This is a genomic window from Nocardia implantans (assembly GCF_035544775.1).
Taxonomy (GTDB): domain Bacteria; phylum Actinomycetota; class Actinomycetes; order Mycobacteriales; family Mycobacteriaceae; genus Nocardia; species Nocardia implantans.
Window position 1 is genome coordinate 378,084 of record NZ_JAYKYQ010000001.1, and the last position, 18,221, is coordinate 396,304.

The 18,221-nt window shown below is 67.7% G+C and carries 17 protein-coding genes; 13 read left to right on the forward strand and 4 right to left on the reverse strand.

Annotation, left to right across the window (positions count from 1 at the left end; genetic code table 11):
* Positions 1-69 precede the first annotated feature (69 nt).
* Complete coding sequence (locus U3653_RS01800) at positions 70-693, forward strand: TerD family protein (protein WP_195079486.1); 624 nt, start codon at positions 70-72, stop codon at positions 691-693.
* A gap of 1 nt (position 694) precedes the next feature.
* Here U3653_RS01800 and U3653_RS01805 read toward each other — a convergent pair whose 3' ends face one another.
* On the reverse strand, positions 695-1,594 hold the full coding sequence (locus tag U3653_RS01805; RefSeq protein WP_323124333.1) for a DMT family transporter: 900 nt from the start codon (positions 1,592-1,594) through the stop codon (positions 695-697).
* 84 nt (positions 1,595-1,678) lie between these two features.
* Here U3653_RS01805 and U3653_RS01810 point away from each other — a divergent pair, with 84 nt between their 5' ends.
* On the forward strand, positions 1,679-2,212 hold the full coding sequence (locus tag U3653_RS01810; RefSeq protein WP_195079487.1) for a CGNR zinc finger domain-containing protein: 534 nt from the start codon (positions 1,679-1,681) through the stop codon (positions 2,210-2,212).
* Here the strand turns inward: U3653_RS01810 and U3653_RS01815 are convergent.
* Positions 2,209-3,600 carry a hypothetical protein gene (locus U3653_RS01815; RefSeq protein ID WP_195079488.1) on the reverse strand — a complete coding sequence of 464 codons (1,392 nt, stop codon included), beginning with the start codon at positions 3,598-3,600 and terminating at the stop codon, positions 2,209-2,211. The genes U3653_RS01810 and U3653_RS01815 overlap by 4 nt on opposite strands.
* 214 nt (positions 3,601-3,814) lie before the next feature.
* Between U3653_RS01815 and rpsF the strand changes: the two genes are divergently transcribed.
* The 6 genes from rpsF to U3653_RS01845 all read left to right on the forward strand — a co-directional run bounded on the left by rpsF (position 3,815) and on the right by U3653_RS01845 (position 10,715).
* Complete coding sequence (rpsF, locus tag U3653_RS01820) at positions 3,815-4,102, forward strand: 30S ribosomal protein S6 (protein WP_039803204.1); 288 nt, start codon at positions 3,815-3,817, stop codon at positions 4,100-4,102.
* Positions 4,103-4,190: 88 nt separating this feature from the next.
* On the forward strand, positions 4,191-4,724 hold the full coding sequence (locus tag U3653_RS01825) for a single-stranded DNA-binding protein (RefSeq protein ID WP_067808436.1): 534 nt from the start codon (positions 4,191-4,193) through the stop codon (positions 4,722-4,724).
* 57 nt (positions 4,725-4,781) lie between these two features.
* A complete protein-coding gene (rpsR, locus tag U3653_RS01830) occupies positions 4,782-5,033 on the forward strand; it encodes a 30S ribosomal protein S18 (RefSeq protein ID WP_067808438.1) in 252 nt (83 codons plus the stop codon).
* A gap of 17 nt (positions 5,034-5,050) precedes the next feature.
* Positions 5,051-5,503 (forward strand): 50S ribosomal protein L9, encoded by a 453-nt coding sequence (gene rplI, locus U3653_RS01835; RefSeq protein ID WP_067808439.1) that lies wholly within the window; start codon positions 5,051-5,053, stop codon positions 5,501-5,503.
* A gap of 628 nt (positions 5,504-6,131) precedes the next feature.
* A complete protein-coding gene (locus tag U3653_RS01840) occupies positions 6,132-8,789 on the forward strand; it encodes a replicative DNA helicase (RefSeq protein WP_195079489.1) in 2,658 nt (885 codons plus the stop codon).
* A 252-nt stretch (positions 8,790-9,041) separates the two neighbouring features.
* Positions 9,042-10,715, forward strand: a complete 1,674-nt coding sequence (locus U3653_RS01845) for a cutinase family protein (protein WP_195079490.1) — start codon at positions 9,042-9,044, stop codon at positions 10,713-10,715.
* Positions 10,716-10,774: 59 nt separating this feature from the next.
* Here the strand turns inward: U3653_RS01845 and U3653_RS01850 are convergent, their stop codons facing one another.
* Entirely contained in the window at positions 10,775-11,524 is a 750-nt protein-coding gene (locus tag U3653_RS01850) for an SDR family oxidoreductase (RefSeq protein ID WP_195079491.1), read from the reverse strand.
* Positions 11,525-11,704: 180 nt separating this feature from the next.
* Positions 11,705-12,925 carry a phthiocerol/phthiodiolone dimycocerosyl transferase family protein gene (locus U3653_RS01855; protein ID WP_195079492.1) on the reverse strand — a complete coding sequence of 407 codons (1,221 nt, stop codon included), beginning with the start codon at positions 12,923-12,925 and terminating at the stop codon, positions 11,705-11,707.
* Between the two features lie 249 nt (positions 12,926-13,174).
* On the opposite strand from U3653_RS01855, the gene U3653_RS01860 reads away from it, so the two are divergent.
* The 5 genes from U3653_RS01860 (at position 13,175) to U3653_RS01880 (ending at position 18,123) form a co-directional block, all read left to right on the forward strand.
* Complete coding sequence (locus U3653_RS01860) at positions 13,175-14,089, forward strand: DMT family transporter (RefSeq protein ID WP_195079493.1); 915 nt, start codon at positions 13,175-13,177, stop codon at positions 14,087-14,089.
* A 77-nt stretch (positions 14,090-14,166) separates the two neighbouring features.
* Positions 14,167-14,604, forward strand: coding sequence for a nuclear transport factor 2 family protein (locus U3653_RS01865; protein ID WP_195079494.1), 438 nt, complete (start codon positions 14,167-14,169; stop codon positions 14,602-14,604).
* Positions 14,605-14,621: 17 nt separating this feature from the next.
* The gene (locus U3653_RS01870) at positions 14,622-15,287 is read left to right on the forward strand and encodes a class I SAM-dependent DNA methyltransferase (RefSeq protein ID WP_195079495.1); all 666 of its coding nucleotides are present in this window, start codon (positions 14,622-14,624) and stop codon (positions 15,285-15,287) included.
* A gap of 149 nt (positions 15,288-15,436) precedes the next feature.
* A complete protein-coding gene (locus U3653_RS01875) occupies positions 15,437-16,780 on the forward strand; it encodes a WS/DGAT/MGAT family O-acyltransferase (protein ID WP_195079496.1) in 1,344 nt (447 codons plus the stop codon).
* A gap of 218 nt (positions 16,781-16,998) precedes the next feature.
* A complete protein-coding gene (locus U3653_RS01880) occupies positions 16,999-18,123 on the forward strand; it encodes an NAD(P)H-dependent flavin oxidoreductase (RefSeq protein ID WP_195079497.1) in 1,125 nt (374 codons plus the stop codon).
* The last annotated feature ends 98 nt before the right edge of the window (positions 18,124-18,221 follow it).

Genomic DNA, 18,221 nt, shown 5'->3' on the forward strand with positions numbered 1-18,221 from the left:
TTGCGGCAGCGGCCCCATCCCGAAGGATGGCCGCTGCCGCTCTCGTTTCCACAGAGGGGGGATCGCGCCATGGGGATCAACGACAACCCCGGCGGCGTCAACCTGTCGAAGGTGACTCTGTCGAAGGCGACACCGAGCATCAACCTGACCAAGCCCGGTGAGCAGCAGGGCACCATGCGGGTCAACCTGAACTGGTCGAGCGGCCCGCGAGGATTCTTCCGCCGCGCCAAGGCCATCGATCTGGACCTCGGCTGCCTCTACGAACTGTCCAACGGCGCCAAGGGCGTCGTCCAGGCGATCGGCGGCAACTTCGGCACGCTCGAGGGCGAGCCCCACATCCGGCTCGACGGCGACGATCGCAGCGGTTCGGCCGCGGCGGGCGAGAACCTGCACATCGATCTGTCCCGGCCCGAACTGTTCCGGCGCATCCTGATCTTCGCCTTCATCTACGAGGGCGTGCCCAACTGGGCCGCCGCCGACGGTGTGGTGACGCTCTATCCCACCGCCGGTCCGCAGGTCGAGGTCCGCCTCGACTCTCCGGTGGACGGCGCCCGCTCGTGCGCTATCGCCCTGCTGCAGAACCAGGGCGCCGGGATCACCGTGCACCGGGAAGTGCACTACGTCCACGGCGCCCAGCGCGAACTGGACCAGGCCTACCAGTGGGGCATGCAGTGGCAGGCGGGGCGCAAGTAGGTCAACGCGTCACCGGCGCCGGCTGCCGCCCGACCACCGGCGACGTCGTCGGCTTGCGAGCGGCGAACACCAAGCCGACCAGGCCGACAGCCAGCCCGGCGACCGTCAGCGGTCGCAGCGGCTGATCGATCAGCAGCCAGGCCAGGATCGCGGTCACCGCGGGCGTCGCGAAGAACAGCTTGCCCACCCTGGTCGCGTCCCACCGGCGCAACATGGCGTTGAGCAGCAGGAACGCCGCCATGGAGTTCACCAGCACCATCCAGGTGAGCGACCCGGCGAACCGGCTCATGTCCGACACGTGCACTTGGCCCGACAGCCAGGCCAATGCCCCCGCGATCGGCGCGCTGACCGCCACGTGCAGCGCCGTGGCCGCTTTCGGATCGACGGCGGGTGTGAACCGCTTCTGGTACACGGTGCCGATGCTCAGGCCGAGAAGACCCGCCACGCACAGCAGCAATCCGGTCAGGGAGAAGTGGGATCGGTCGAACACGGCGAGCGCGACTCCGATACCGCCGATGCCGAAACCGAACCACTGCCGCATCGTGACGACTTCGCCGATCAGTCCGGCGCACAGAGCGATGACCACCGGATTCAAGCCCTGCACCAGCGCGATCACCGCCGCCGAGACATGTTCGGCCATCGCCGTGTAGAACGCGCCGAACTGGACCATCTGCATCAGCAACCCGGCGACGAGCACGTGACGCAGCTGGGCGCCTTGCGGCCAAGTCGCCCGCGCGATGCAGGCGTAGGCCGTCAGCAGCACGCCCGCGACGGCGAAGCGCACGAACAGCACGAACAGCGGCGGCGCGGCGCCTACCCCGATCACCCCGGCGATGAACGCACTGCTCCACAGCAAGACGAACAGCGGCTGCGCGGCCACCGTCGCGAATCGGTTCTGCACGGAACCTCCCTTGAATAACCACCTTGGGCGGTTATCACCGTGGCACCCGGCCCACTAACCTGTCAAGACGGTTACTATGAGCACGTGTTCACCTTCGTGAGCGGCAACCTCGCCCTGGACTTCGCCGGCACCGTCAAGGGGCGCTCGACCACGTTCGAGGACGTCCTCACCAGCCCCGCGGCGCTGGCCGACTGGTTCGTCGCCGCGGGGCTGCTCGACAGCCCTCCGCTCAGCGACGCCGGCACCCTCGCGCGGGCGGTGCGCCTGCGCGAGGCGGCCTACCGCATGGCGCTGGCCGGCACCCGGGACAGCGCCTTCGATGAAGCCGACCGCCGGACCGTCAACGAATTCGCCGGCAGCGCCCCACCGGCGGTCAGCCTGCGCGCCGATGGCACGGTCGTCCGCTCCGGCGACGCGGACGCGGCCTTGGCCGCCGTCGCGCGATCCGCGATCGAGCTGCTGGGCAGCAGCGCACTGGTCAAAGAGTGCGGTCGCACCGCATGCACCCGGCTGTACGTGGACACTTCCCGCGGCGGCTCACGCCGTTGGTGCGACATGACCCTGTGCGGCAACCGCGCCAAAAGCGCCGCCTTCCGCGCCCGGCACGGTGGGCACTAGACCACCGGGACCAACTTGCGCGAGCCGGGCTGCGGCACATGGGCAGAGGTCGAACGAGTTCCGCGCGGCGCCGCCCACAGGAAGACGAAGAAGAAGACGATCAGCAGACTCGCGCGCCCCCACACACCGAATTGGACGATGCGCTCCATCAGCTCGACCGAGGTGCCCTGACCCATCGAGTAGAAATAGCGGAACACTCCGATGCCGATGGCCGCGTCGGCGACGAGATAGCTGCCGATCAACCACCAGGGAATCCGGAGCAGCACCAGGAACGGCACCAGCCAGAGGGTGTACTGCGGGGAATGCACTTTGTGGAGCAACAGGAATCCACACAGCATCGCACCGCTCACACCGACCCAGGGAAATACGCCGGTGGTCAGATAACGCCGCCAGCCGAGCACCATGGCCAGCGCGAACGCCGCGAGCACCAGCACGGGCGAGGCGACCGAGACCACCTGCTGGAACGCCGCCTCGCTGCGCGCGTCGGGACCGAACATCGGCCGAAGTCCCCAGTACCAGATCGAATTCGTGGTGATGTCGGCCTGACGCAACTGCTGGAACGTGATGGACGCGCGCCAGCCCTCGTATCCCACCAGGGCGAACGGCAGGTTGACCACGACCACGGTGCCGATCGCCGCGGCCGCGGTGAGCAGAGCGCCACGGACGTCCGGCTCGCGATCACCGCCCTCCGCGTCGCGCTCGCCACCGCCGGTCAGCACGTAGGCCAGCAAAGGCAACACGAAGATCCCCGGATACAGCTTGAGGCAGAATCCGAGCCCGAGCAGCACCGCGGCCGCGATGCCTCTGGTACGCACGGAGTAGCGGGTCAGCGCCGACATCACGTAGACGGCCGCGACCGCCGTGCACACGACCGGAAGCTCCCAGTTGTGGAAGGCATACAGGACCAGCGGCGGTCCGGCCGCCCACAGCAGGGCCGCGCCCCCGGCCAGACGGGCCAGCATCCATGCGGTCAGCAGCGCGAAGGGCGCCAGCAGCAGCGCCGAGTAGCGCAGGAAATCGGCGTCGTTGTCCGCGCCGACCGCGCCGATCCACATCAGCACGCCACTGAGCACCGGATACTCCACCGCGCCGCCGACCAACGCGCCGCCGTCGGTGATGCCGCCGCTCACATATGGAAAGACGTGCTCGTTGATATCCCGGCCGAGCCAGAGGAATTGGATGTCGGAATAGCAGACGTCCGAATCCTTGACGACGTCGAAAACCGTGCTGCGCCCGTCCCGGTCGAACGGCGCACCCGCGCAGCGCGCCTTGTTCGCATAGGCCAGCGCGAGGACCAGGCCGCAGAGCAGCACCACCACCACGGCGAATGCCGCGCGGCGTCGCACACCACCCGCGGGCAGGTCGCTGGCGGCGAGTCCGGTCGGCATGGATCCACCCTAAGCGGACGCTCCCGGGCGTGGCGCCGTTCCCCTTCCAACGGATGTGAACGCGGCCGCCCGCCGCATGGCGCCGGGGCGGCTCGCCGGGGTGATTTCACTGCTCAGCCGCCGCTCATGTAGCCTGTTCGGGTTGCTGACGCAACGACCCTCCTGCCACGGACCGTCCGTGGCCGTTTCCTAGTCCACAGGAGGTGATTGGTCCGTGCGTCATTACGAAGTGATGGTCATCCTCGATCCGAGCCTGGACGAGCGCACTGTTGGTCCGTCGCTGGACAACCTGCTCAGTGTCGTTCGCACCGAGGGCGGCAAGATCGACAAGGTCGACATCTGGGGCCGCCGCAGGCTCGCCTACGAGATCGCCAAGCACGCCGAGGGCATCTACGCCGTGGTCGACCTGACCGCCGAGCCCGCCACCGTGAGCGAACTCGACCGCCAGCTCGGTCTCAACGAGTCGGTGCTGCGCACCAAGGTTCTGCGCCACGACAAGTAGTCCGGCAACCCTCGTTTGCGTCGGAGCCTGTGCCTAGGCTCTAGCGCAACAGCGAGACGCGGACTGCACACCGAGCAGGAGGAACCACATGGCAGGCGACACGGTCATCACCGTCATCGGAAATCTGACGGCCGACCCGGAGCTTCGATTCACACCGGCGGGACAGGCGGTGGCGAATTTCACCGTCGCGTCGACTCCCCGTGTGTTCGACCGTAATTCGAACGAATGGAAAGACGGCGAAGCGCTGTTCCTGCGCTGCAATATCTGGCGCGAGGCCGCGGAGAATGTCGCCGAAAGCCTGACCAGGGGTTCCCGTGTCATCGTGAGCGGACGACTCAAGCAGCGCTCTTACGAAACCCGCGAGGGTGAGAAGCGCACGGTCGTCGAGCTCGAGGTCGACGAGGTCGGTCCCTCGCTGCGCTACGCCACCGCGAAGGTCAACAAGACCAGCCGCGGCAGCGGAGGCGGCGGCTTCGGGTCCGGCTCCGGCGGCGGTGGCGGCTATGCCTCCTCCGGTGGTGGCGGTGGGCGTTCCGGCGGTGCCGAGGACGACCCGTGGGGCAGTGCGCCCGCGGCAGGCTCCTTCGGGGGCAGCCGCATGGATGACGAACCGCCGTTCTGAGAACGGCCACAACGGCCCGGCCGATTCGGGCCATCACTGATTACGGAGTACAAGACCATGCCTAAAGCGCCCGCGCGCGAAAAGGTGCTGAAGAAGAAGGCTTGCTCGTTCTGCAAGGAGAGCAAGACCGGAAGCGTCACGATCGATTACAAGGACACGGCGTTGCTGCGCAAGTACGTCAGCGACCGCGGCAAGATCCGCGCCCGCCGCGTCACCGGCAACTGCGTGCAGCACCAGCGCGATATCGCGGTTGCGGTCAAGAACTCGCGTGAGGTCGCCCTGCTGCCTTACGTGTCGACGGCTCGCTGAGAAAGGGAGGCACGCCAATGAAGTTGATTCTTACCGCTGATGTGGACAACCTCGGTGCCCCCGGCGACACCGTTGAGGTCAAGGACGGCTACGGCCGCAACTACCTGCTGCCGCGCGGCCTGGCGATCGTGGCCAGCCGTGGCGCGCAGAAGCAGGTCGAGGGCATCCGCCGGGCGCAGGAAGCCCGCCGGGTGCGCGACCTGGACCACGCCAACGAGCTGAAGCAGGCCATCGAGGGCCTGGAGTCGGTCTCCCTGGCGGTGAAGACCGCCGGCACCGGCAAGCTGTTCGGCTCGGTGACCCAGTCGGACGTCGCCGCGGCTGTCAAGGCGGCGGGCGGCCCCGTCGTCGACAAGCGCAGCATCGAGCTGCCGAAGGCGCACATCAAGACGACCGGCAAGCACGGCATCGCGGTGCACCTGCACCCGGACGTGGTGGCGAAGTTCGACCTGACGGTCACCGCCGCCTGATTCAGGGCATCACGTCGAGGACCACCCCCGTCTGTGGACGGGAGTGGTCCTCGATTGTGCCCGCTGCTAAGCGCTGATTAGTAGCCAATCATTTGCCGAATGAGCGAGAGCGTCATTCGGGACAATCTGGGCGCCATCGCGTACTCCACCGGCGCCCGGTTTACCCAGCCTGTGGATTACTGGCGGAACCGACCGTTCGCAATGTGATTCAGGTCATATGCGGCTCACGTGCTGTTAACCCAACACGCCCGGCTGTTCAACTTGGACGACACGCCGGTGCTTTCTTAATCCACACCTGGAAAAACGTGGAAGCCCATGTCTATCTGCGTATTTGACCTTGTCGGACTGGGTTTTCCCCAAGTTGTACACAGGGGGTGCACACGGTTGGGTGAACTCTCCCCAAGTTATCCACAGCTGTGTGCACAGGACGGTTTGGTGCCCGCCCTGCGGGTCGCCTAGGTTCGTCGCATCGCTGCGCGCCGACCGCTCCCCAGCGCGCGCACGGACCGGTGCCGCGGCGGTAGCTGGAGCCCTGGTCAACGGCTTGGACGAACGTGTCGGTGCCCGGGAGTAAAACGAGTCGACAGGGTGCATCCCGGTCGCGGGGTAGAGAGGACGGTCGAGTCTGGTGACAACCACCGATGACCGCGGGCACACGGATTTCCCGCCCGAACCTCCCGGCGAAGATTTCGGTCGCCAGCCTCCGCACGACATGGCGGCCGAGCAGTCGGTGCTCGGCGGCATGCTGTTGAGCAAGGACGCCATCGCCGACGTGGTCGAGGTGCTTCGGCCCGGCGATTTCTACCGCCCCGCCCATCAGGCCATCTACGACACGATCCTGGATCTCTACGGGCGCGGGGAGCCCGCCGACCCGGTGACCGTCGCCGCGGGCCTCGACCGCCGTGGCGAGCTCAAGCGCATCGGCGGCGCGCCCTATCTGGTCACGCTCACCCAGACCGTGCCAACCGCGGCCAACGCGGGCTACTACGCCGAGATCGTCGCCGAGAAGGCCATTCTGCGCCGCTTGGTCGAGGCGGGCACCCGCATCGTCCAGTACGGCTACGCGGGCGCCGACGGCCAGGACGTCGCCGAGGTGGTCGACCGCGCCCAAGCCGAGGTCTACGAGGTCACCGAACGCCGCACCAGCGAAGACTTCCTCCCCCTCGAAGAATTGCTCCAGCCGACGATGGACGAGATCGACTCCATCGCCAGCCGCGGCGGCATATCCCTCGGCGTCCCCACAGGTTTCACCGAACTCGACGAAATCACCAACGGTTTGCACCCGGGCCAGATGATCATCGTCGCCGCCAGGCCTGGAGTTGGTAAATCGACGCTGGGAATGGATTTCATGCGCAGCTGCTCGATCAAGCACGGCTTGGCGAGCGTCATCTTCTCACTGGAGATGAGTCGCACCGAAATCGTCATGCGGTTGTTGTCGGCGGAGGCGAAGATCAAGCTCGGGGATATGCGGTCCGGGCGGATGAGCGACGACGACTGGACCAAGCTGGCGCGGCGGATGAGTGAGATCAGCGAAGCGCCGCTGTTCGTGGACGATTCGCCGAACCTGACGATGATGGAAATCCGCGCCAAAGCGCGACGGCTCAAACAGCGCCACGATTTGAAACTCGTGGTGGTGGATTACCTCCAGCTGATGACGTCGGGCAAAAAGGTCGAATCCCGTCAGCAGGAAGTCTCGGACTTCTCCCGTAACTTGAAACTGCTGGCCAAGGAACTCGAAGTGCCGGTGGTCGCGATCAGCCAGCTCAACCGCGGTCCCGAACAGCGAACCGACAAGCGCCCCATGGTGTCCGATCTCCGCGAATCGGGCTGCATGCCCGCCAGCACCCGCATCCTCCGCGCCGACACCGGCGACGAGACCACGCTCGGCGACCTGCTGTCGAGCGGGGAGCGGCCGTTGGTGTGGTCGCTCGATGAACGGATGCGGATGGTTGCCCGACCGATGGTGAAGGTGTTCTCCAGCGGGCGCAAAGAAGTGTTCCGCCTGCGCCTGGCATCGGGCCGAGAAGTGGAAGCGACGGGAAACCATCCGTTCTTGACCTTGGATGGCTGGATTCCGCTCGAGAAGCTGTCGGTCGGCGACCGACTCGCCACTCCTCGTCGGGTACCGGAGCCGGTACACACGTCGCGGATGCCCGATGCCGAGGTCATCCTGCTCGCCCACATGATCGGCGACGGCTCCTGCGTGAAGCGGCAGCCGCTGCGCTATGCCAGCGTCGATGAGGAAAACCTGGCGGCGGTCACCGAAGCAGCGACGCATTTCGGCGTTACCGTCGCTCGTGACGACTATGCGGCAGCGAGGGTCACGACGCTTCGGCTGCGCGCTCCGAACCGACTTGCGCGCGGCAAACGCAATCCGGTTGCCGCGTGGCTGGATGAACTGGGACTGTTCGGTCTGCGCAGCTATGAGAAGTTCGTACCCAAGCGCGTCTTCGCGCTTCCGAATGATCAGATAGCATTGTTCCTGCATCATCTCTGGGCAACGGATGGCTCCGTGCGCTGGGATGCGAAGGGACGTCAGGCGAGGATCTACTACGCATCCACCAGCCGCCGCCTGATCGACGATGTAGTCCAATTGCTGCTGCGCTTGGGCGTGCACGGCCGCATCAAAAAAGTCACCAAGTCCGGCTACCGGGATTGTTGGCATCTCACTATCGACGGCGCGGAGAATCAGACGATCTTCCTGCGTGACATCGGGGTGCACGGCGCACGGGGGCAGTCCGCCCGAGCAGCCCTTGCCCAATTGGAGCCGATGACACGCAATACCAACGTCGACACGGTTCCCCGCGAGGTTTGGTCGAAGGTTCGTACGCTGCTGAGCGCCAAGGGCATGACGCACCGCGAATTCTCGGCGGCGATGGGTTCACGTTTCTGCGGATCGACGATGTGGAGGCACTCGCCCAGTCGATCCCGGCTGGCTCGGGTGGCAGCAGTGCTGGAAGACGCAGAAATCGAAATGTTCGCCACGAACGATGTCTTCTGGGACAAGATCGTCGACATCACCAGCCTCGGTGAGCAGGACGTCTACGACGGCACCGTGCCAGGAACACACAATTTCGTCGCGCAGGGAATCTCGGCGCACAACTCCCTGGAACAAGATGCGGATATGGTCATCCTGTTGCATCGTCCCGATGCTTTCGAGCGCGACGACCCGCGCGGCGGTGAGGCGGACCTTATTCTCGGCAAACACCGTAACGGTCCTACCGCGACAATTACTGTCGCCCACCAATTGCATTTGTCGCGGTTCGTGGACATGGCGCGCGGCTGAGTTCTGCCGGCGATGAGCATCGGGGCGCCGTGTGCGTCCCGATGACCTCGCGGCGCGGCGTCGTCGCCGGTCGACGACGCCGCCGAGCGGTGCTCCGACGCGCTGGGTAGGCGGAAGACGCTTCGGGGTTCGAACCCTTCCATCCGGCATCAAGTAACGCTCAGGGCCCCGGCCACGACGTCCTCGGTGACGTATGGCCCGTCGGGGGGCTTGTCCGTCCACTTTGTCGGTGTATGGAATGGGAATCAGGACATGGCTCTTCGCGAGTTCTTCGCGCGGCATCGTATCGCTTCGGCGGTGGCCGCACCGGCGGCGTTGGGAGTGGCGGCGGTCGTCGTCGCCTCGTTGGCGCTGACCTCGACGCCGGAAACCAGGGATACGCGGCTCACGACGTCCGTCACGGAATGCCGCGACATGGTCACCATCTCGGTGGCCGGTCGCAACGACACTCCGGTGGAGGGCACCACCAAGATGCTGGTGGACGCGAACGGCAACCCTTTGCCCGCGGCGCTGTCGGGCGATCACAGCAGCGAGTGGGTCGATCCGGTGGTCAACGCACCCGCCGACGACGTCGATCCGGACGCGTACGCCGCGGTCTACATCGCCTATCCGGCGAATATGTCCACCTATGAGGACGCCGTCAACGCCGGTGTCGAGAACACCGAACGGGTGATGCGGGAGATCGCCCAGGCGTGCCCCGACACCAAGTTCTCGATCGTCGGATACAGCGAGGGCGCCGACGTCGTCCGCCGTGTCGCGATGAAGATCGGCCATCAGGAACCCGGCCAGGACGGCGCCTACGGGATCGTGGACCCGGACGACGTCGTCGGCGTCGTCATCCTCGCCGATTCGGGCCGGTCGGCGGGCGACGGGCCGTTCCCCGGATCGAAGGACCCGTTCGGCAATCCGGACGGCTTCGACCAGAAATATCAGAGCGGCGCCAACCCGGTCCCCGGACAGGGCGCGGTGCAAGGAACCAGCGGCGACTTCGGCGCGCTCAACGGCAAGATCGCGTCGTTCTGCTCCGACGGCGATCTCACCTGCTCGGCGCCGCAGAACATCTCCCTGCTGCAGTTGGTGGTCAATGTCGGCAGGCAGTTGAACGTCGACGCGCTCGAGCGCGACGGGCTGACGCCCGCGACCGGGCAGGACGTCGCCGTGGTCCTCGGCCGGATCGCGATGGCGGCGTTCGCGGACATCCAGTCGCAGCCGAACTGGATGCAGAGCGACGAGACCTTCCTGCAGGTGCTGTTGCGGGTGTCGGATCCGGCGTACAAGCCGGGGGAGAAGAAGGCTCCTGCGCAGGCGGAGGCGATTTCCACGAACGAGATGTCGCCGCTGGCCTACCTGCCGCAGAAGGTGCTCAACGAGATCGTCGGACTGATCGTGACGAACCAGAACACCATCCCGGTGATCCTGAGCGACCCGTACAACCTCACGCTCGGGCCGAACCACACCGGTCACCACTTCGACTACTGGGACGACGCCGATCCCGCCGCGGGCAAGCCGCTGACCTCGGCGGAGTACGCCGCCGCCTGGCTCACCCACCTGGCGAAGCAGGCGCAGGCCGGCAAGCAGGTCGACCCGACGTCCAAGCCGCAGGCGGCGGATCTGGCCGCCGTGTACAAGGCGGTGGAGACCACCTCGGCGGCTCCGACGACCGAGCCGGCCAAGGCGTCGACCACGTCGCCGAAGCCGACCAGCGCCGCGCCCACGACGACCAGCGCCGCGCCGACGACGACCGGTACCACGGAGCGGCCGACGGCGGCGCCGAGCTCGAGCACCACTTCGGCGCCGGTGGTCACCACGCCGCCCGCTCCGGCTCCGGTCGCGGCTCCGGTCGAGACGACCAAGCCCACCACCACGGAATCGACCACGACGACAACGCAAGCGGCGCCGACCACGACCGCGAAACCGTCGAACTGATCGACCCACGGGCCGCGATCACAGCCTCCAGGCGTGGTCGCGGCCCTCGGCGTCTTCGCTCAGACCAAGCCGCCGTTGGCGCGAATGATCTGGCCGTTGACCCAGTGGCCGTCCGGACTGGCCAGAAACGCCACCACGGCGGCGATGTCGGCCGGTGCGCCGAGTCGTTGCAGCGGCACGGCGTCGGCGAGCCGGGCGATGGTGGCGTCGTCCTTTCCGTCCAAGAAGAGGTCCGTTGCGGTCGGGCCGGGCGCCACCGCGTTGACCGTCACGTCCCGGCCGCGCAATTCGCGCGCCAGGATCATGGTCAGCGCCTCGACGGCACCCTTGCTGGCGACGTAGGCCCCGTACGTCGGAAACGCGGTTCCGACGACCGAGGTGGAGAAGTTGACGATCGCCCCGCCCGGCCGCAGTCGGCGCGCCGCCTGCTGGTCGACGACGAAAGTGCCGCGAATATTGGTCCGGTGCAGGCTGTCGAGCACGGCCAGATCGAGCTCGGCCACCGGCGCGAGATGCATCCGGCCCGCCGCGTGCACCACGACGTCGACGCCGCCGAATTCGCTTTCCGCCCGGTCGAACACCGCGGCCATCGCGGATTCGTCGGCCACGTCCCCCTGTGCGGTCAGCGCCACGCCGCCCGCGCCGCGGATCTGTTCGGCGGCGCTGTCGGCTTCGGCGGCATTCGACGCGAAGTTCAGCACGACGGCGCACCCGTCACCGGCGAGCCGTTCGGCGCACGCGCGGCCGATGCCGCGCGAACCGCCCGTTACCACTGCGACTCGGGCAGGCCCGCCGCTTGTGTTGGCCACCGGTTGCCGTTCCTTTCGTTCGCCGAAGCTGGGAGACGCCCGCCACCAGGACGAACGACTGTTGACGGGTTTTCCTGGGAGTGGCCAACCCTAACAGCGTGGTCATGCGGATTCGCCCGCCAACGCGCGAGGGGTGCGGCGTAATCGGACGCACCGTTGGCGTACCGCCCGACGGCCTCGTCAGTCGGGCACGCCCCGGAGGTGACGGCCGAGCACTTCGATGCGATGACGCTGGATCTGCGTGAATTCCTCGGGGTGATGGATCTCCACGCTCAGCCGCCCGTCGAACGTGCTGATGACACAGGTGCCGCCGCCGGGTTGCTGCGGGCGGCGTCCGGTCAGATCCGGCTTCGCGAGCATGGCGGAGTGGAAGTCGTCGATCCGCAGCTCGTCCTGTTCCGGTAGCGGCGGGATGGTGCCCCAGTTGGTCGCGATGACCACGCCCGGCAGAGCCGGGCGCGGCGCCGCCGCCATGTCGGGGATGCTCAACGGGGTGCGCTGCACGATGCCGGCGGACAGGCCCGCGTGCAGCGCCGCGCCGATGCCGCGGGCCGATTCCACCAGCGTCACGTCGGATGCGGGGGAGAGGTAATTGGCGAACCCGAGAACGTTGGTCCCTTCGGTGGCGCCGATTCGCGGGGTGACCCTGGTCCGCAGGTCGACGGAGTACAGGTAGAGCAGGCCGGTGAGCGGCAGTTCGCGAATCTGGGCTTCGGTCCGCAACAGCGCGGCCGACACCAGGCCGTGCACCGTGACGTTCTCGCGGTGCCCGACGGCGACCAGCGCGGTGGTCTCCTCCCGGGTGAGCAGGCATCGGGTGGTGCGCAGCGTCGGGTAGTCGTCGTCGCGCGGCGGCGGGACGTGCGGCGTGGCTGCGGTGTTCGCGGCGCCGGGCAGCGCCATCTTCTCGATGCCGCGCGCCGCGAGCAGGCGCTCCACCGGGTCGGGGAACGCGTGTACCGGCGCCTCGGGGGTGGCGCCGCCGACCGCGGCCCGATACCCGGCCCAGAATTCGGTGACGATGACGAACGCGTGGAAGGCGTCCGCGATGCTGTGATGGATCACGAGGGTGACGCTCGCGGTATCGCCGTCGCGCACCACGCAGAGTCCGCAGACGCCCGTGCGCTGATCGAATTTCGCTCCGGTGAGCGCCGATTCGGGATTGCCGTCGGCGACGAAGATCTGCGGCGTGGCGTCCGTCGCGACGAAGACGCGACCGCCCTCCGCGGACGACTCGATGCGGGCGCGCAATATCGGGTGCGCCCTGGTGACGGACTCGAGGGCCGCCGTCAAGGCGGGCAGGTCCAACCGGCCGGATACCCGTGCCGCGTAACCGATGAAGACCTCGCCCGCGGCGAACATCTCCTCGCTCGGGGCAAGCCGGCGGATCACGTCGACCACGATGATGTCTTCCCTTCGTTCCGGGCGAAGACTAGCCCGAACAGCGTTGTCCGCGCGCACCATTCGCTCAAATAGGACTAATGGGACACGGATCCGTGCTCACCGGCCTTACCGGGGACGGGAAACCGGATCTGTCGGATGATCCGATCACCTGAATAAGCTCGCAGTGGTCGAAAGCGAGCGGAGCATGTTCCCAACCCCCGACACCGAGTCGGTCACCGTCGGTCCGCATCGCGGAGCGGTCGCGCGATGACCCGCCGCGGGTGGGCGCTGTTCCTGGCGATGGGCGTGATCTGGGGCGTGCCGTACGCGATGATCCGCGTCGCGGTAGTGGATCTCGATCCGATCGTGGTCGCGTTCGGCCGCACGCTGATCGGCGGTTTGCTGCTCCTGCCGGTCGCGCTGTACACCGACGCGCTGGCGCCGGTGTTCCGGCGGTGGCGGCCGCTGCTGCTCTACACCCTGGTGGAGATCACCGGGCCGTGGTTGCTGATCGGGTACGCCGAGACCACGCTGCACAGCTCGACGGTCGGCCTGCTGATCGCGGCGGTGCCGCTGATCGCCGTGGTGATCGTGACCGCGCTCGGCCACGACCGGTTCGACGCGCGCCGGGTGGCCGGTCTGTTCGTGGGGTTCGCCGGTGTCGCCGCGCTCGTCGGCTTGGACGTCGACCTGGGGAATCCGGCCGCGATCGCCGCGATCGGGCTGACCACGGTCGGCTACGCGGTCGGCCCGATCGTCATCAATCGCGCGCTGGCCGATCTGCCCCCGCTCGGTGTGGTGACCGCATCGTTGCTGCTGGCGGCGGTGATCTACGCGCCGTTCGCGGGGTGGCTGCGCCCGTCGCACCTCACCGCAGACGCGGGTTGGTCGGTGCTCGGGCTCGCGGTGGTCTGCACCGCCGTGGCGTTCCTGTTCTTCTTCGCGTTGATCGCCGAGGTCGGCCCTGCCCGTGCCACGGTGATCACCTATATCAATCCCGCGGTGGCGATCCTGCTCGGCGTCACGGCGCTCGGCGAGCCGCTGACCGCGGGAATGGCGATCGGCTTCCCGCTGGTCATCCTCGGTTCGGTGCTCGGAACCGCGCGCGGGCGCGGCGAGGCGAGCACGGACCTCGCCGCGCCCCCGGCACCAGAGGCCGCCGTCCCATTACCCGAGAAGTAATCGCCAGGAGGGGCGGCACTGCCGAGAATCGGTTGCGCGCCGCGTGATCGCGCGGCGGGTGTGCGAAAGGACTTCTCGTGTCAGTCACCGTGCCCGCCACTCGAGCGGTGGTCGAAGAGTTGTTGCGGCGAATCGCTTCCGGAGACCCGGACGCGGTGGCCGAGTTGTACGCCGAAGACACCGACTGGCAGCTCGATTGGCCGGAGGCGGAGCACGGCCGCGCGGCGACGCCCTGGATCCGGCACCGTCGTACCCGCGCCGACGCCGCCGAGCATTACCGCTCGCTCGCCGAACACCATGTGCCGGAGGACGTGGACACCCGGGTCGAGCGGGTGCTGGTCGACGGTGCGGACGCCGTGGTGCTCGGGGAGATCCGGCAGACCGCCCGCCGCACCGGCCGCGCCTATCGCGCGCGGTTCGCGTTGCATCTGACGGTGCGAGACGGTCTGATCGTCCGGCACCACGTCTACGAGGACAGTCTCGCGGTCGCCCAGGCATTCGATCCGGGGGAGTAGGTAATACGCTGCTCGGGATGCTGCATCCGACGGAAGACTTCGCAGACGAACATCCCGACGTGGCCGTCACCCGCGCCGCCTACGACGACGTCGCCGATCTCTATACCGAGCTTTTCCGGGACCACCTCGCCGGCGCGGTACTCGACCGCGCGATGCTCGGCGCGTTCGTGGAGTCGGTGGCGCGCAAGGGTTCCGGGCCGATCGCCGATCTCGGTTGCGGCCCCGGACGGCTCACGGGCCATCTCGCGTCGTTGGGGGCCCAGGTGTTCGGCATCGATCTTTCGCCACGCATGCTGGAGCTGGCCCGCGCGGAACATCCACAGCTGCTTTTCGCGCAAGGGTCGGTGGAACAGCTACCCATAGGCGACGAGGCGCTCGGCGGCATCGTGGCGTGGTACTCGTTGATCCACCTTCCGCCGGATCGCGTGCCGCACGTGTTGAGCGAGTTCCATCGGGTACTCGCAAACAAAGGGCACGTGTTGCTGGCCTTCCAAACGGCAGACCAGCCGGATGCGGTGGAAGCCTTCGACCACAAGGTGACTCGCGCCTATCGGTGGGCGCCGAAGCGTCTCGCGCGCCTGCTCGGTGCCGCCGGGTTCACCATGATCGCTCGGATGGTGCGCGAGCCGGATCCCGAGGAGCGGTTCGGGCAGGCCTACCTACTGGCCGCGAAGGTTCGGTGACATACCGAACACGTTCCATCCGGTCCGGGTGAGTCCGTCTCCGGGTAGGTTTGTCGTGTCGCGGCGGCTTCACGGCTGCGCGGGCCCGCCGACAACGTGGTCGATCGAACTCCGAACATCTTCACCATGTCGTCAGGGGGCGACTCATCATGGAATTCATCGCGCCGGTCGATGCCGTCTTCTTGCTCGCCGAATCCCGGGAACAGCCGATGCACGTGGGTGCGCTGCAACTGTTCGAGCCGCCGGAGGACGCCGGGCCGGATTTCGCCGCACAAGTGCACGACAGACTGGTGGGCAACACCGACGTCGATCCGGCCTTCCGCAAGCATCCCGCCACGATCTTCGGATCCCCGCAGATGGCGTGGACCTATGCCGACGACGTGGAACTCGACTATCACGTGCGGCGGCTGGCCGTCCCTGGGCCGGGGCGCATGGACCAGCTCGTCGAGCTGGCCGCCGGGCTGCACAGCAGTCTGCTCGACCGGCACCGCCCGCTGTGGGAGTTCCATCTGATCGAAGGGCTCGCCGACGGCAGGTTCGCGCTGTATTCGAAGATGCATCACGCGTTGATCGACGGCGTTTCCGCGCAGCGTCTCCTGCGCCGCACGCTGACCAGCGATCCGGGCTCGAGTGTCACACGGGTGCCGTGGCACCTGCCTCGGGGCAGGCGCGGGACGCGGTCCGGTACGGGGAGCGCGGCGCGCAATCTGGTCGCCGCCGCCACGTCCGGCGCGTCGGTGCTGCGTGCCGCGCGCACCGCGCTGGCGCGCCAGCAGCTGACCCTGCCGTTCGCGGCGCCGCGCACCATGTTCAACGTCCCCATCGGCGGCGCGCGCCGCGCGGTGGTGCGGTCCTTGCCGTTGGAGCGGTTGCAGCAGGTGAAGAAGGCGACCGGCGCGACGCTCAACGACGTGGTGCTCACCATGTCGGCGGGCGCGCTGCGACGGTATCTGCTGGAACGCAACGCCCTGCCGGACAAGCCGCTGGTCGCGATGGTGCCGATGTCGCTGCGCGCCGAGGACGACGAGGAGACCGACGGGGTGAAGGTCGGCGCGGTGCTGTGCAACCTCGGCACCGACATCGCCGATCCGCTCGGCCGCCTCCAGGTGGTCGCCGCGTCGATGCGCGACGGCAAGGACGTGTACCGCACGCTGTCGTGCAACCAGACGATGGCGTTGTCGGCATTGATGCTCAGCCCGCTGGCCCTCAATCTCGTGCCCGCGCTGATCCCGTGGACCAATCCGACCTTCAACATCGTGATCTCCAACGTGCCGGGGCCGCGCGAGCCGATGTATTGGAACGGTGCGCGGCTGGACGCGAGCTACCCGCTGTCGATCCCGTTCGACGGCCAGGCGGTGAACATCACGCTGACCTCCAACGCGGGCAATCTCGACTTCGGCGTGGTCGGCTGCCGCCGCAGTGTGCCGCAACTGCCCCGTCTGCTCGATCACCTGGAGGCCTCGCTCGCCGAACTGGAGCGCGACACCGCCTGACCCGGCAGCGCATTCCGCAGAAAACTAGAACGTGTTACTGTCGAGGCATGGTGCAACGGCCAGTCGACGAAGCCGCAGCCGCTTCATGGCGATATCAGCGGCTCGCGGCGGACTCGACGCGCGGCGACCGAGCCGAGCCGAGCGCCACTTATGCAACTCGTTCTAGTACATCTGCGCCGCGCCGTTCGCGGCGGAGCAGTTAGGGAGACCAGCACGCCATGCGTACCGAAATCTGCGAACGGCTCGGGATCGAATTCCCCATCTTCGCCTTCACCCACTGCCGCGACGTGGCGGCCGCGGTCAGCAACGCGGGCGGACTCGGCGTGCTCGGCGCCGTCGGCTTCACCGCCGAGCAGCTCGAGGTCGAGCTGGCCTGGCTGGACGAGCACGTGCAGGGCGTCTACGGCGTCGACCTGGTGATTCCCTCGAAGTACGAGGGCAAGGGCATCGATGGGCTGAGCCCGGAGGAACTCGAGGCCAAGCTGGCCGAGTTGGTCCCGCAGGGGCACCGCGACTTCGCGGAGAAGATCCTCGCCGACCACGGCGTGCCCAAGCTGCCCGAGGACGAGCACCACAACCAATTGCTCGGCTGGACCGCCACCACCGCGGGGCCGCAGGTCGAAGTGATCCTGCGGCATCCGAAGGCGAAGCTGGTCGCCAACGCCCTCGGCACCCCGCCGGAGGACGTGATCAAGCAGGTGCAGGATTCCGGCCGGTTGATCGGCGCGCTGTGCGGTTCGGTCAAGCACGCGCTCAACCACAAGCGCGCGGGCCTTGACTTCGTGGTGTGCCAAGGGACCGAGGGCGGCGGTCACTGCGGCGAGGTGTCATCGATGGTGCTGTGGCCGCAGGTCATCGACGCCGTCGGCGACCTGCCGGTGCTGGCCGCGGGCGGCATCGGCAACGGCCGCCAGGTGGCCGCCGCGATGGCGATGGGCGCCGCGGGCGCGTGGACCGGCTCGGTGTGGCTGACCGTCGAGGAAGCCAACGTTCCGCCCGCCCAGATGCAGACCTACATCGACGCCACCAGCCACGACACCGTGCGTTCGCGCGCATGGACCGGCAAGCCCGCCCGCATGCTGCGCAATGACTGGACCGAGGCGTGGGAGCGGGCCGACACCCCGGATCCGCTGCCGATGCCGCTGCAGATGATGGTCGCGCTGGACGGCGTGAAGCGCGGGCACCGCTATCCGGAGGCCGCCAAGGACGTCAACTTCAACCCGGTCGGCCAGATCGTCGGCATGATGAACCGGGTGGAGCGGTCGGCGGACGTGGTCAACCGCCTGATCCAGGAGTACGTCGAGGCGTGCGAGCGTCTCAACAAGCTCAACGGCGGAGCCTGAGTCCCGGCATAGGTTCCGAGGCGGCGATGCCGCGCGGTGCGGCCGCGCGGCGTCCAGCCGGTGGAGTCCGGGATGATCGCACCGGCGTCGAGGCGGCC

Bases quoted from the DNA above. Each gene is read 5' to 3' on its own strand.
- U3653_RS01800 (WP_195079486.1), top strand. From the start codon at position 70: ATGGGGATCAACGACAACCCCGGCGGCGTCAACCTGTCGAAGGTGACT.
- U3653_RS01815 (WP_195079488.1), bottom strand. From the start codon at position 3,600: ATGCCGACCGGACTCGCCGCCAGCGACCTGCCCGCGGGTGGTGTGCGA.
- U3653_RS01875 (WP_195079496.1), top strand. From the start codon at position 15,437: ATGGAATTCATCGCGCCGGTCGATGCCGTCTTCTTGCTCGCCGAATCC.
- U3653_RS01860 (WP_195079493.1), top strand. From the start codon at position 13,175: ATGACCCGCCGCGGGTGGGCGCTGTTCCTGGCGATGGGCGTGATCTGG.
- U3653_RS01845 (WP_195079490.1), top strand. From the start codon at position 9,042: ATGGCTCTTCGCGAGTTCTTCGCGCGGCATCGTATCGCTTCGGCGGTG.
- rpsR (WP_067808438.1), top strand. From the start codon at position 4,782: ATGCCTAAAGCGCCCGCGCGCGAAAAGGTGCTGAAGAAGAAGGCTTGC.
- rplI (WP_067808439.1), top strand. From the start codon at position 5,051: ATGAAGTTGATTCTTACCGCTGATGTGGACAACCTCGGTGCCCCCGGC.
- U3653_RS01880 (WP_195079497.1), top strand. From the start codon at position 16,999: ATGCGTACCGAAATCTGCGAACGGCTCGGGATCGAATTCCCCATCTTC.
- U3653_RS01825 (WP_067808436.1), top strand. From the start codon at position 4,191: ATGGCAGGCGACACGGTCATCACCGTCATCGGAAATCTGACGGCCGAC.
- U3653_RS01870 (WP_195079495.1), top strand. From the start codon at position 14,622: ATGCTGCATCCGACGGAAGACTTCGCAGACGAACATCCCGACGTGGCC.